The 14,263-nt window shown below is 29.9% G+C and carries 9 protein-coding genes and 2 pseudogenes; 10 read left to right on the forward strand and 1 reads right to left on the reverse strand.

Annotation, left to right across the window (positions count from 1 at the left end; all coding sequences use genetic code 11):
- Nucleotides 1–22 precede the first annotated feature (22 nt).
- The 3 genes from NHG49_RS28170 to NHG49_RS28180 all read left to right on the forward strand — a co-directional run bounded on the left by NHG49_RS28170 (nt 23) and on the right by NHG49_RS28180 (nt 5,043).
- Nucleotides 23–1,714: an AIPR family protein gene (locus NHG49_RS28170; protein ID WP_098277077.1), complete on the forward strand. Its 1,692-nt coding sequence runs from the start codon at nt 23–25 to the stop codon at nt 1,712–1,714.
- A 448-nt stretch (nt 1,715–2,162) separates the two neighbouring features.
- Nucleotides 2,163–4,028 carry an AAA family ATPase gene (locus NHG49_RS28175; protein ID WP_098867354.1) on the forward strand — a complete coding sequence of 622 codons (1,866 nt, stop codon included), beginning with the start codon at nt 2,163–2,165 and terminating at the stop codon, nt 4,026–4,028.
- Between the two features lies 1 nt (nt 4,029).
- Nucleotides 4,030–5,043 (forward strand): hypothetical protein, encoded by a 1,014-nt coding sequence (locus NHG49_RS28180; RefSeq protein ID WP_098867355.1) that lies wholly within the window; start codon nt 4,030–4,032, stop codon nt 5,041–5,043.
- 414 nt (nt 5,044–5,457) lie between these two features.
- Here NHG49_RS28180 and NHG49_RS28185 read toward each other — a convergent pair whose 3' ends face one another.
- Nucleotides 5,458–5,790 (reverse strand): hypothetical protein, encoded by a 333-nt coding sequence (locus tag NHG49_RS28185; protein WP_258126946.1) that lies wholly within the window; start codon nt 5,788–5,790, stop codon nt 5,458–5,460.
- A 100-nt stretch (nt 5,791–5,890) separates the two neighbouring features.
- On the opposite strand from NHG49_RS28185, the gene NHG49_RS28190 reads away from it, so the two are divergent.
- The 7 genes and pseudogenes from NHG49_RS28190 (at nt 5,891) to NHG49_RS28220 (ending at nt 14,044) form a co-directional block, all read left to right on the forward strand.
- Complete coding sequence (locus NHG49_RS28190) at nt 5,891–6,178, forward strand: hypothetical protein (RefSeq protein WP_098867357.1); 288 nt, start codon at nt 5,891–5,893, stop codon at nt 6,176–6,178.
- A 513-nt stretch (nt 6,179–6,691) separates the two neighbouring features.
- Nucleotides 6,692–7,825 carry a DUF3800 domain-containing protein gene (locus NHG49_RS28195; protein ID WP_098867358.1) on the forward strand — a complete coding sequence of 378 codons (1,134 nt, stop codon included), beginning with the start codon at nt 6,692–6,694 and terminating at the stop codon, nt 7,823–7,825.
- Between the two features lie 30 nt (nt 7,826–7,855).
- Nucleotides 7,856–8,209 carry a hypothetical protein gene (locus tag NHG49_RS28200; protein WP_098867359.1) on the forward strand — a complete coding sequence of 118 codons (354 nt, stop codon included), beginning with the start codon at nt 7,856–7,858 and terminating at the stop codon, nt 8,207–8,209.
- Between the two features lie 12 nt (nt 8,210–8,221).
- The gene (locus tag NHG49_RS28205) at nt 8,222–8,410 is read left to right on the forward strand and encodes a hypothetical protein (protein WP_258126947.1); all 189 of its coding nucleotides are present in this window, start codon (nt 8,222–8,224) and stop codon (nt 8,408–8,410) included.
- A gap of 126 nt (nt 8,411–8,536) precedes the next feature.
- The gene (locus tag NHG49_RS28210) at nt 8,537–9,820 is read left to right on the forward strand and encodes a hypothetical protein (RefSeq protein WP_098867361.1); all 1,284 of its coding nucleotides are present in this window, start codon (nt 8,537–8,539) and stop codon (nt 9,818–9,820) included.
- A gap of 143 nt (nt 9,821–9,963) precedes the next feature.
- A pseudogene (locus tag NHG49_RS28215) lies at nt 9,964–10,933 on the forward strand (tyrosine-type recombinase/integrase).
- A 2,223-nt stretch (nt 10,934–13,156) separates the two neighbouring features.
- Nucleotides 13,157–14,044: pseudogene (locus tag NHG49_RS28220) on the forward strand (DUF3732 domain-containing protein).
- The last annotated feature ends 219 nt before the right edge of the window (nt 14,045–14,263 follow it).

Raw genomic sequence — 14,263 nt, forward strand, 5'->3', positions numbered from 1 at the left:
TAATTATAATAGGAGTGAGTTTATGGCAGATATAAATGATTACAAAATAGTTAAGAAAAAATCTAAAATGTATTATAAGTACTTAAAATTAAAAAAAGAAATTCCTGAAATTGAACAAGCTAGACTCGGTTTTTACTTATTTGCACTAGAATGTATTACTAATAATAAAGATATTAATGAACTAAAAGAAAAAATAAATGATACTGAATTTATTAGAATAGTCTTTGGACAGGAGAACAATGATTTAGGTATAGATGCTGTAGATATTGATGAAGAAAATAATGTTATTAATCTTTTTAACTTTAAATTCCGTGAAAAATTCAGCCCTAAAAAAGGTTTATCATCTAATGATGCTTTAATTAGTATGAAGTTTGTAAACGCAGTTCACAGCCTGGATAGTAGTGGGTTAACAAATAAATCTAAAGAATTTGTGGATAGAATTATTGAACATTTAGGATCAGAAGATATCTGGAATATACGATTGTATATGGTTTCTAATGAAAATCAAGGTTTTTCAACTGATAATGATGCTATTAGACATTTGCAAGACGTATATGGATTAGATGTAATTACATATACATTAGGTGATTTTAGTAATTTTATATCTAGTAGACCTGAACCTATAAAGTCAACATTATTGTTAAGTAGGAATTCTGTTTTATCTTATGAAGAAGAAGATTTGTCTTCGAGTAAGTCATATCTAATTAAATTATCAGTGGGCGAACTAATAAGAATTACATGTTCTTCTGAACAAATGCGAAATAAGTATAATTATGAGGATATGACTGAGATAAAAGATTTAAGGTTAGACTTTTCGGTGCTTTTTGATAATGTTAGAGGCTATTTAGGAAAAACAAAATTCAATTCTAATATTTTCAAAACACTTGAAGCAGAACCCACTAAATTTTTTATGTATAATAATGGGATTACTATGACATCAAAAGATATTGAGGTTACTCCAGTAAATGGGAATCAGAAATGGAAAATAGAGTTGAACGATTTTCAAGTTGTAAATGGTGGTCAGACGCTTAGAACCCTGTATGATTATAAAGAATCTAATTTTGATGAAGAAAAATTAAATAAAGCAAATATTTTAGTAAGAGTTTTTAAGACTGGAAATCAAGAAGGATTAACTAATAAAATTGCTGAGTTTACTAATAGCCAAAATGCAATATCACCAGTTGATTTGAAATCATTAGATTCTCTTCAAATAAAAATTGAAGAGATTTTAAAGGATTCTAATTTTCTTTATGTTAGAAAAACAGGAGATTTAGGGGACAATGATTGGGAATATAGAGACAGAATTTCCATGGAGAAATTTGGTCAATTATTATACTCTAAACAAGGTTTTCCAGATCGAGCTAGTAATCAAAAAAAACGAATTTTTGATTCTTATTATGAAGATATTTTTGGAGAGAAAAACTTTGATATTGATGAAGTTGTTAATTTAGTAGAAAAGTACCTTGAAATTACTGAGGAATATGAAAAAAGTCCTTATACAGTATATGAGCAAAAAATCTTTTATGCAATTTATCTTAATAATTCTAATGCAAATATCAATGAAAACATAGAATTTATTGAAAAAGTTTTAAGTGAATATAAAAAAGATACACCATCGTCTGAGGCAAGGAAATTAATTCAAAAAGGCTTTAAGGATGAACTGGATAAATACTTTAATCAAGAGTATGTAAAATTAGAGGCAAATCAGATTTAGTTAAAAGTATTGATTTAAGTAATAAAGAGTAAGTGCTATGAATTTTTAGGGCGATGTACATATTAATAGTAGCTGCTTATAAGTAACATCGAATTAATTTTGTAGAGTATTTTAATAAAATTTGGTTAGTTAATACTGTAGGCTCTCATGATTAATTAGAGCCTACTAATATTAAAATAAGTAAAGAGAAAATTATTTAATAATGAACGGAAACTCACTATTTTAATAGTGTTTTAATTTATTTTAAATATATATAAAGTTAATCATAAATGTTTGTTATTTATTAATAGATGTGTTTTCCTCATAAATTACATCATATTTAGCAGAGTGTATCTCTACTTTTTGATGAAGGGAATTTAAAATCAGTAAATAGATCAAAGGTACAATATCTTTTAATTATTTTACTTAGTATAGTGTAATTGAGATATTTAGAGGTGAGGGTAAGTCAGTGGAGATTTTATATTTATGGATAAGAAAGTATAAAAATATAAATAATCAGGGTTTTAATTTTGGAGGTGATTATTTATTCCGGTATGAAGAGCGAAATCTATATGTTGAAAAAAATGAAATGCATATTCCTAGTTTTTTTAATATTTTTTCTGAAACAGAAAAATATTGTTCAACCATTTTAAATGTGTCTGCTATCGCAGGTGAAAATGGTACAGGAAAAACAAATTTACTGGATTTTTTAAAGTACTTAAACAAACACAATGTTGAGGATTATATCGTAGTTTATAAAAGTAACGAAGGGGATTATAAGATTATAGGAACAGAGTGCTATATAAAAAATTCACCGGTAGAGATTATAAGAAATCAAGAAAGTAGTTTTTTTTCCTCATTTAAATTTATCTACCTATCAAACATTCTTGATATAACAAGGAGTGAAGAATATAGCTCTCAATTATTTAATATATCAACAAATTTCCTAATTAAGAAAGAAGGATTCGAACAATTTCGTGCAAGTGAATTTTTAAGACAAATTACCTTTGCGGTTGATCGTAATTTCTCTTCATTAATAGATTTTAAGCTACCTGAAAAAATTATATGTAGTTTGTTAACAGAAATATCAGATGAATTTTTTAATGAGTTAAAGAGTTGGTATTTAGATAAAACTTATCAAAAGGACTTGAATAACCAAGTTAACAATCTTGATACAAGTATTAAAAATATTAGAAAAATAAACGGGGTATTACGAGAGTTTTCTAAAAAGAATCAAGAACTTCAGTCTTATAGCCAGTTTATATTCCACATTGTTATGGTTTTCTGGTCAGAGGTATTAAATCTACCTGGGAAAATGGCGGAATACTTGATAAATAATAATATAGTGTTTGATGATTTAGTGAACTATATTATTGGGGGATTAAAAGGTCAGATTAAACTAGAGGTAAGAAAGTTGGGGGATTTGACCATAAATGCAATTCATAGAATTTCAGGATTGTTGGTAAATAATTTTTTTGGTGAACTAGATACTAAAACCCAAAAAAAATATAAAGGAATCATAAGAAAATGGAAAAGTGTTTCTAGTCATAAAATTGATACAATAGATTTGTTTACTGATATATATATAGAAGAAGCTATCCCTCATGATCTTAATACACGAATTAAAATCTCATCGAATAATATTTTTTTAGAGAAATTTATTACTTATTATTTAAAATCCTTTATGGAAAATGGCTATCTACATTTCGAATGGTTGGAACTAAGCGCTGGCCAGGTTGCAAGGCTAAATATCTATTCAAGGTTGTATTACGCTATGAATAGACTTCCTAGACAGTTAAAGGATGTTGTAATAATCATTGATGAAGGTGAGCTTTATTATCATCCTGAATGGCAACGTAAGTGGTTGTGGAATTTCCTGGAAACTATTTCGTCAGTATATAAAGAGAGGAGAGTACAGATAATTATATCGACACATTCACCCTTTATATTATCTGACTTACCTAGCCAAAATATTATCTTTTTAAAGAAAGGTGAAAACGGAGTGCAAGTTATTGAGGGATTAGAAGATAATCAACTCACATTTGCTTCTAACATAAATACGTTACTTAGTAATTCGTTTTTTATGAACAATGGATTGGTTGGGGAAGTAGCTAAATTTAAAATAAATAATCTTATTAGCCTACTAAATAATAAGGATTCTGAAGAAATTAGGAAGAATGAGTCTCAAATATCTAAACAAATACGTTACATTGGAGAGCCAATTATAAGAAATAAGTTATTTAATATGCTGAATAATGTTCTAACTGTCGATTATTTGCAAGTACAAAGAAAGCTTGATGAAATCGAGGAACGGTTAAAGAATAGAGGTATATAAAATGATTAAAATAGAACTAAATAAACATACAAAAAAAGAAATTGAAGAACTCCATATCAATTACTTTAATGATAAACAATTACCAAAACTTGATAAATTTATAAAAGCTAAAAACTTAAATAATGAACAATCAAAAGAAGAGTATCGGTTTTTAAGGTTTTTGCGTAAAATTCGTAAATATATTTTAATAGGTAATCCAAAGCAACACCAGAAAATCATTGTACATATACATAAAAATTATTCGCATCAATTAAGAGATAACATAAAAAAAAGTAAAAAAAGTAATAGCAAGGCTTCTATCTTAAATAATGAATTAAAAGCTGTATTTAACTACGATTCTTTTTGTCGAGCTGATAATATTAAAGTTTGGTGTGCTTACCAACTTTTAGATAAGATTAACATTCAAGTTTGTCCTTATTGTAATAGACAATATATTACAACTCTATATACAGATAGAGGAAAAACAAGAGCTCAACTCGATCATTTTTTTGACAAAGCTTCTTATCCTTACTTAGGGATATCTTTATATAATTTGGTTCCAAGTTGTTCAGTATGTAATTCTTCTTTAAAAGGTCAGAAACAGTTTTTTGTTAATACATATATTCATCCGTATTTGGATTCGTTTGGTGATAAGTATAGCTTTACATTTGAGTTGACCGATAATATTGAGTCTCTTATTACTAAAGAAGGTAAAATAAATATAGGTTTTAGATCTAATACGAAGGATACTAATTTCGAAAAAAAAGCTAGGAATAATACTAAAGTATTTTTGCTCAATCAACTCTACAATGAACACAGCGCTATAGTTAAAGAGACTCTTCAAAAACATATTTGGTACTCTGATGACTATGCTAATTCTCTACTCAAATCATACCCAGGCATTTTTAATAATAAAGAAGAAATAAGAAGGATGGTATTTAATAGTGAATTAGAGGGAGATGATTTCAATCAACGTCCTTTTTCTAAGTTAATTACTGACATTGCTAAGGAACTTCAGATTCTTGGGTGGACTTAAAGAAAAGTGTCCCTAAGTAGAATTTAAGCGCGCATAGTATATAGATTAAGTGATTTTAAAGGAATGTAACAGTATACATAATTTTAAAATTGAACTGAACCCCGAATTATGGACTAGTCAAAGATGTGGGGTTCAGTTTATTACTATAGGAAAACCGTTTTATTATAAAACTAGCAAAAACAGATTGGAGGTACACAACTGATAATTAATGGAAATTTAAATCCGTGAGAGTGCAGTAATTAAATTTAATAATAATTAATCATATTAAAGAAGTGAAATGTATAAAGTTTAAATTTAAAAAAGCTTTGATTGGGGTAAGTCCAAGATGAAGTAGGGTATTGGATTATTCCTCCAGTATATATCGAGTTGATTTAATTAACTAGTAATAGAGAAGGAAGACCCCACTGATGGGGGTCAAAAACTGTATTCAACAAAAATAGCTTGAATTGTACGATCTATTTCCATTGAAATTTGATCACTATTTAAGGGACTTAAGTGAGAAGAAATTTTTTCTTGAATATCTCTTAATCGTGAATACGGTAGAGAGAGCAATTCATTTCCCATATAGGTTTCGAACTCATAACCATTTGCTAATCGAACTCTCCATCGATAGTCTATTATCCGTGTAGTGAATGGCAGTATTTCGGATAAGGTTAAAGTAAATGCTGAGTCACCTTCACCAAAATGTTCTCCATCTAAATAGATATCTTCTAGTTCTTGAAGTCTCGGGTTTCTGAATAGAGCCATTGTAATGCCTCCTTTATAAGATTTTTTGAATAAGATTACAACTTCATTATAATATATATCACTACTTTAATGTAGGTAGAGATTATAATTCAGATTTAAAATGAATTCAATATCAAAGGTAAATATTCGAAAGTATAATGTTGAAGAATTATCAAAGGAAGAATATTTCAAGATAGAGGCTGAAAAATTTTTAATTATGCTATGTAACGATTATATTAAAGCAGGCTATTCTTATGGTTCAGAGTTGCATCTTAAATCCAAACTTGAGAAAGGTTCAATGATAGTTAAAAGTGGGCTAACTATGTTTGCTGTTGACAACTTAATTTATTTGGAAATATTGGTTGAACAATTAAGAAAAAATAACAATCATGAATTTTGTGATGTATAATTAATTATATTTTATTAATCCTATATACCATATATTATAATTTTATGTATAAAAGATGTTATTGGAAGAGGTGAGAGTTTGTCAGGTTTGAAAAATATGAATCCAGTATATTATTTAATAATTATGGTTTTAGCAATATGCATGATTATTATATATTTTTCTCAGATCAGAGTATACTCTCAATAGGCTTTATAGAATATTCCGGAGTTTGATTTTTATAACAAATTTAGTAACTTATTATAGGTATAAAGCGAAAGGGAAAGATTAAAATAAATAAATTTTGAAAGGACTGATTTGAAAAAAGAAAATCAAAGAACTGACAATACCTACTAGAAAACTGTTGTATAGAAATATTGTATTTTAAATTATTAGAATATAGGAGAAGAGAAAATAAATTATATGTAAGATTATGTGTTCTTTATATCATTAGGTTTAGTTTTGGTTTTTTTATTGTAAATTAAAGATACTGTTACTAGAAAAATCGATTAGTTAAGTAAACATATGGAGGTAATCATGGATTTTTTAAGTTCAAAAGAAAGAGAAGAGGCTATTCTTGCCTATAAAAGTTTAGATCCTAACTTGGATTTTGAAGTCGATTATAATTTTTATTATGATGAAACAAATAATTGTAGAAAATTAAGTATAAGGGAAGGGAAGTTAAACTTTGATAAAAATAAGGATTTTGTTTTGGGAGGTGTAGTCTTAGAAAAGCATAATACAAAAGATATAGAAGATTCATTTGACTTTCTTAAGAAAAAATTAAAAGTCCAATCAAATTTAAAAGAAATTAAATTTAAGAACATTTGTCCAAAAGGAAGTGATTTCTTAAAATGTATTCATAATAGGAAAGTACATGATTTTATAGAATGGCTTTTAGAGAATGATATTTATATTCACTTTTCAATGTTAGACCATTTATATTACTCCTTAGTAGATATTATTGATTCATTAGGTGTGAATTATTGGGAAGGTAATAATTTAAAAACAGCTCTATATCAGTTTGTATATTATAATACAGAAAATTTTATGGAGATTTTAGATAAGTATAACTATCCTAATGTCGGTGCTAATTTAAGTCCAGCTTTTTACGATGTGATAATTAATTGTATAAAACCCCTAAAACCTATTAAAATTCCAGGTAGTAGTGGTTTACAGCAGAAAATAAATTTAATTGAAGCGTTTAGGGATGGAAGAAAAAAAGAACCTATTTTTTTAATTAACAATGAGGATAAAATTCTCATTAAAGAATATTATATAATGTATGCCAGATCTGTATATATGTTTAAAAATGCATTTCATTTATTTGATGAGGAATCTAGCGTACAAAATGAAATTAAAAAGACTGGAATAAAATTAGATCAAGTAGAGTTGAAAAATTATGAATTTATACGATCAGATAGTAACATTTTTATTCAGTTGTCAGATATAATTATGGGGATTATAGGGAAATTATTTGAGTTTATTAAGAAATTTCCTATCGATAATATTAAAAATGCGAATATCTCTTTTGATGAGCATCATCAAAAAGGGTTTAATCTATTAAAGGCTTTGCTTCATAAATCTTATCAAAAAAATGGCGCTTTTAGAAATATGTCAGCAAACCAAGAGTTACAATATAAATTTGATATAATTATGGGTTTCAAATAATGTAAGAACTAATATTTTTAAGAAACTTTCTTGGATCGAGGAAGTATTTATACAGCTAAGGAGTTTCAAGCATATTCCAAAGAAAATGGCTTTATCACCAGTGTGTCTGGGAAAAGAAAAGAGTTGGATATTGAAGATGTAGAATATGTAATTTCTACTGATACTATTAGAAGGATAAATGGTTATGAAGAAGGAGCATTTAAAGCAAGTGGATTACCTAATGAAGATGAATCTCAAATAGAGAAAATAGTATTTTTTACTGAAGGTATTAGTAGAGATATTAACAAGAGATTTCCAAAAATCACTCATTCAAGGATGTTCGAAAAAGTAGTAAGAATGTATGTTAAGTTTGTGTTTATTCATGAGCTGGTCCAAATACAGTAGTTTAAAAATGGCATGAAAATGGAAGCGTATTTAAAAATAGAATACGAAAAAAATGAATTTGAAAAAGAAGCAAATGACAAAGCTGGAGAATATTTTATTAGATTTGGAGAATTCCAAAGAGAAGTTGCCAAATTAATTAATAGCGAGCAAATTGTGAATTATGGTATTCTTACAAAACTTATGCAGTTATATTATGAGTAAGGCTATAGGTTATTTAACATGCTTTTATGTATTTTTAATTAGGTTTATAAATTTTTGATAGAAGATTAGTAAAAAGAATATAAATATTATATTAAGCTCTATATTTTAATTTTGAAGGAGAGTAACATGAGATTAGAAATAGAAGACTGGACTCTAAGGAAAAATTTATCAGATCATGTTAGGGAATTATTAACAGAATCGATAATTTGTTATAAGGCTGGTGCTTATAGAGCATCTTATATATTTTCATATCTATCGTTTTTAAATATAGTTAGGGATAAGGTTTTATCAAGCAAGAAGCCTGACCATGTAGAACAAGGGAAGTGGAAAGATATACAAGATAGATTGTTAAACGATAATGAATGGGATGCTGAAGTCCATAAATGTATGATGGTTCAAAAGGAAAATACTAAGGTATTTGAGCTAGACGATGATATTAGAAGCCAGGTAACTTATTGGCGATATAGGAGAAATGATTGTGCTCATTATAAGAGAAATAAAATAGGAAATGTTCATGTTGAAGCATTTTGGTTTTTTATTATGTCCAATATCGACCATTTTGTAGTGATAGGAAGTAGTCAGTCATTATATAATTTAATACGAAATCATTTTGATATTAGCTTTACACCTTCTGGTAAGGACCCTAAGTATATTATTGAAGTAATTGAGAATACTATAAAAGAAAGTAACTATAAGACTTTTCTTAAAAATACCAAAAGTATTATTGAAGAGACAGTAGTAGGGAGCTATTATGAACTTAATGATGATGTTCATAATTTCTATAACTCCTTATTGGATATAAATAATACAAAATTTAAAGAAGAATTAATGGAATCAATAAAACAGGATGTTACCTTGGTTACATGGTTTATATGTATGTATCCCCAAAATATTATATATTTTAAGAATGATAAATCGTTTATAAGAAAGTATTGGCATGAATATATATTTAATATTCCCCCAGTAGAAAGGGTTGAGGTTTTTAGTAGATTCTTAATCTTTAACCTAATTCCTGAGGATGAAATTAGGGAAGCATTGTTACATATTATGTTTGATATAGATATCAAGGATTTTGAAAATGAGATTTACTTTAAGGTATATAAAGATAAGCAATTTTTCACACTATTAAAGGAGCAACTATTTGGAAAAGGAAATAATGAACCTTTAATTGAAGATATAGATTGGTTAAATGGAAATTATAGCTATTTATTGTTGTATATTGAAAAATTTGAACTAAGTAAAGATGAGGTGTTGCAAATTTATAATTTATTATCAATGAATAAAAATTATAAATTATTGAGAGATATACTTGAAGAAAATAAAGAGGTTAAGTTAAAGTTTGAATCTCTAATTGAAAAATATAATATAAAAATACAGCGGGCAAAGAATGAAATAAACCTATTAAGTTAGATGGTGTTCGGGAGTTCGAATCTCTCCTGGGACGTTAAAAAAACTTGCAGTGACTTCAAAATCCGCGTGATATAAGCCTTTTAATTCGTTCAGTTGAAACGGTCAGTGATCGGTCAACAACGAGTTAGGAGGCTTATTTTTTTATGTCTAAAAGAAAAGATTCTCTAATAGTTAACGTAGATTTGTCGGATGTTTTTAATCGTAAACCGAAAAAGGAACGTGTCAGAGGTTTTGCAATCGACAAAGCACTCGTAACAGTTATTCGTCAAATGAAAGCGACGGGATTACGTGAACGTACGATTTGTGATTACGAATTACATGTTAACCACTTTATTAAAGTAACAGGTGTTCAGTTTATTGAAGAGTTGAACATCGATCATATTTATCTATGGTTATCGTCTATGGAAGTGAGTAACCAAACGAAATGAACTCGTTTAAAGTACCTAAAGGCATTTTTAGGGCGTTGTTTTAATAATGGATGGAATTGATATTAATTTTTGGCGAAATGTCAAAATAAAGGTTGATAGCCCTGTTAAAGAAGGTCCATCTGACCGCGAAATAAATATTTTGCTATCAATACTCGATTTAACTCATTTTATAGAGTTACGTGATGCAATAGCGATATTAACCATGTATCAAATAGGTATACGTGTCGGTACGCTATCACAACTAGAGCATAAGCATGTTAATTTAAACGCGAAACTATTAAGAATTGACGGCGGTATTATTAAAAATCATCAATCTATACACTTACCATTCGATGAAGTACTAATGCAATTATTAGACGTCCTTATGAAACAAAACGTTATTATTCGAAAAGAAAGTAAAGTGCATAACGACTACTTATTTATAACTAAAAGTGGAGGACGGATTGCCACAAGTCAGACAAATAACAATATAACAAAGCGATTAAGTAAGTATGCAAAATATTATGGGCTTAAGAATATTAATCCACATGCGTTACGACGGGGTTTTGCGAAGAAATTACTTAAGAAAGGCGCAAATATAGCGTTGATATCTAAAGCGTTAGGGCATAGCGATATAGCCGTTACAACGCGTTATTTACATTTAGAAAAAGAAGAGGTAGCGGAGAGTTTACGAAGTTTCTTATAAATAAAAAAGAGCATCTTGGCGGATGCTCCTCCTAGGATAGACTGTTGGCGCAGTCCGTGACCCAAAAAATAATCGACTCAAAACTAAATAACGGACAATCCCGTACATGCAGTACCTTCATTTTACCAAAAAACTTGGGAAATGACAGGCTTCTTAAGTGCTGCCTTTTTTAGGCGGTAAGAAGTGTGGTTTACGGTTTTCCGAACGTGGAATTGCCTGTAAACCACGCTAAAAACTGACGTTGGCTTGCTATTGGTCGTGCGTGGGACACTTGTTATGTCCCTACAAGGATAGCGCCCCGTAACGTATTCCTATTCATACGTTACGTGTAGGCGAGAGCGGCCTATAACGGCTCGGGTGGTAGCCATGAGCATTAAGGTGCTCGGGAACACGTTCAGCTTGTCGCACAGAGGTGGCTTTGTGTAATGGACAAGCCTTAGGTGAAGGGCGTGTGTGATGAAAATCGCCAAGTGAATAGGGTCTATACATACGGAACACTGACGAAGCAAGGCATGGTAAGAGCCGTGCAATTTAATTGTAGACGCTCCTCGTCTCTCTTACGCGCGTCATTTATTTTTTAACGTAATGACGTAGGGGACAAGTTAGCCTGCTAGCCGTTTTCCTAACTTCGCTTCGGCATGATAAAAACCGTAGAACCTTAAAGTCAAAGGCAAAAACACAAAAACGAAAAGAAACGAAGAATACGCCACTGGCTACGATAGGGATAAACGACAAGGGAGGACGGTAGTAATAGGTAAGAGAGTGGAGGACAGAGTAAGAATAAAGTTGGAAAATAATCAGAAATAAGTCAGAGATTAATCAGAAAAGAAGTTTACTTTTAGCAAACTTTTCTTGTAAGTTGATTTTTACTCAAGTATAATATTGCTATAAGGATACAAAAATTATTACTTTTGATAAAAAAGTTTTCGTATATGGTCCTGATGGTAGAAACTACTTTTAAGATATAAGAGTTCACTTAAGTTAGCTTTTTAACTTATTTTTTTTAGAACTAGATGTTCACAAAATGAGAACTTACCGGAGTATATGGATATTTTTTCATCAGAAGGCTACTTAGAGTAGTAAAAGTGTAAAAGTGTAAAAGTGTAAAAGTGTTAAAATTTTTTACTTACGAGTTACCCTGGGGGTAACATTAAGTTTTAGTTTACTCGTTAGAGTATTTTTTTGAAGCAGAGGTTTGCTTCAGGCAAACTTTTTAGAGAGTATTATCTCAGTAATACGCCTACACATTAAATCAAAATTCTAGGGTGGCTTGTTACTTTTGAGTAAACTATAGGTTTATTTTTTACTTTAGAAGCTATAATAATAGAAAAAAGCTTCCCAAGTGCTACCAACACTGAGAAGCCTAAAATAAAACATATATTAAAACTACTTACTACTTTTACTTAAGTTGATAATACCGATAACAACTAAAAGTAAAGTACCGATTGCGGAAACAGTGCCTGTGTCCATACTCATAGGTGCTCACCGCCTTTCTTACGACGAGCTTATTACGTACTACCAATACGTAGTAGGCTTTTTGTCGTTAAATCATGATTCTATTATACCGATTTACAGAGTTCAACGCTACATTTATTTGGGCTATTTACCATAAAAATCATAATCTGATATTGGGTGTCTTGTTATCGAATCAATACGGAGTGACTAAACGCAAGGAAATAATTCGTACAGCGGGGAAATTACGTGGAGGAAATGGCTATAATGTTTATGTTATAAAACCAGTTATCACTCCGGATGTCCTACCAGCAGGATGACCAATTTATACCTTCTGATAGATTGTCAAGATTACGTGATAAAGAGGCTATCCTTCATACTGAGCTTGCAAACTTACGTGTTAGACTTACCAAATTAAGAGAGCTATCATTAGTAAGAGCTACATCTGAGTTAAACATTTCACGAAAGCGTGACAGGTTGTCATCAGTGTCATGGCTTTTGGATAAATTAGATTCAACAGATAGCTGTCCTTTTTGTGGTAATCATAGCGATACTCATAAGGGAGAGATGGAAAAGTTAATAGAGACTACTCGTAAAGTAGAATCTCAATGGAAGGGAATAGAACTTGTTCCACCAATGCTTGATGGTGAAGAGGTGGCAATTAAAAAGCTGATTAGTGAAAAAGAAGAAATTTTAAGACAAGTTAGATCAGAGCGTATATGCATCAAGGAAGAGACTGAACAGATGCAAGCTACGAGAGAAGAAAGAGCAATGTTTATCGGGAAACTATCGGAATTTATTAAATTGAAAGAATATTTAGGTAGTAATGGGGTAATTGCCAATGAAATGGAAAGATTGAAAGAAGAGGAAGCCGACCTTCTTGAATTAGTTGATTTTGAACATATTACTCAGAAAAAGGAAACAGCACTATTTAAATTTTCAATGTTTGCCGGTCACTATGGCAACATGTTGGATTTAGAAACTAGAGATGATTTGATTCAACTTGATACTAATAAACTTACAATTCGAGTTATTGATGAAAATGGTGGAAGTGCATGGTTAAGAGAGATAGGTAGCGGTGCTAACTGGTTAGGCTATCACGTAGCTACATCACTTGCACTACATGAACTATTTATATAACAAAACATATCTTATGTACCCAGCATACTAGTAGTTGACCAACCTAGCCAAACCCACTTTCCAGATAATACAGACAGAGAGACTGAACGTGAAGAGTTACAAGCAGTTAATAAGGTCTTTAAAGCCCTATCGTCTGGCATTGAAAGGACAGATGGATTGTTACAAGTGATAGTTAGTGAACATGCAGGCCAAAGCGTAATAAAGGATGTCGATCATTTTCTTTTGGTTGAAATATGGCGTAAAGGTCGTAAACTCATTCCATGGCATTGGGACGAAGAAGCATTTTCAAAATTGATTGGAGGTAAGGCAGATTATGCTGCTGAAGATTTATTGAATTCAGTAATTTTTCCAGCCATTAAAGAGAAATTTTGGGATGATAACGTAACCATTAATTTATTTGAGGCTCATTTTGTCAAAGAGGGCTTATCATTTAATGAAATAGTATATGGTCAAGATAGTCACCAGCGAGAAATTCGTGGGATAATTAATTTGGATTTGTCTATAAAATTAGATAACTAAGAAGAATTAGATGCAGTCAGTTACTTTTAAAAGTGCTGACGGCTTTATCATGATTTTGTGATACCGAAGGCTGTCAATTTATAACTAGCTCTACTGGAAAAAAATAAGAACTTATTTTGACTTTACTTTAAAATGATTATTAATGCTTTTTGTTGGTTTTAATATATCTTTAGCATTAACATCCTCAATAAATTCGGTTCTGTGCTTAAATATTGAGAC

The sequence above is a fragment of the Bacillus sp. IBL03825 genome (genome assembly GCF_024712505.1).
GTDB classification, from domain to species: Bacteria; Bacillota; Bacilli; order Bacillales; family Bacillaceae_G; genus Bacillus_A; species Bacillus_A wiedmannii.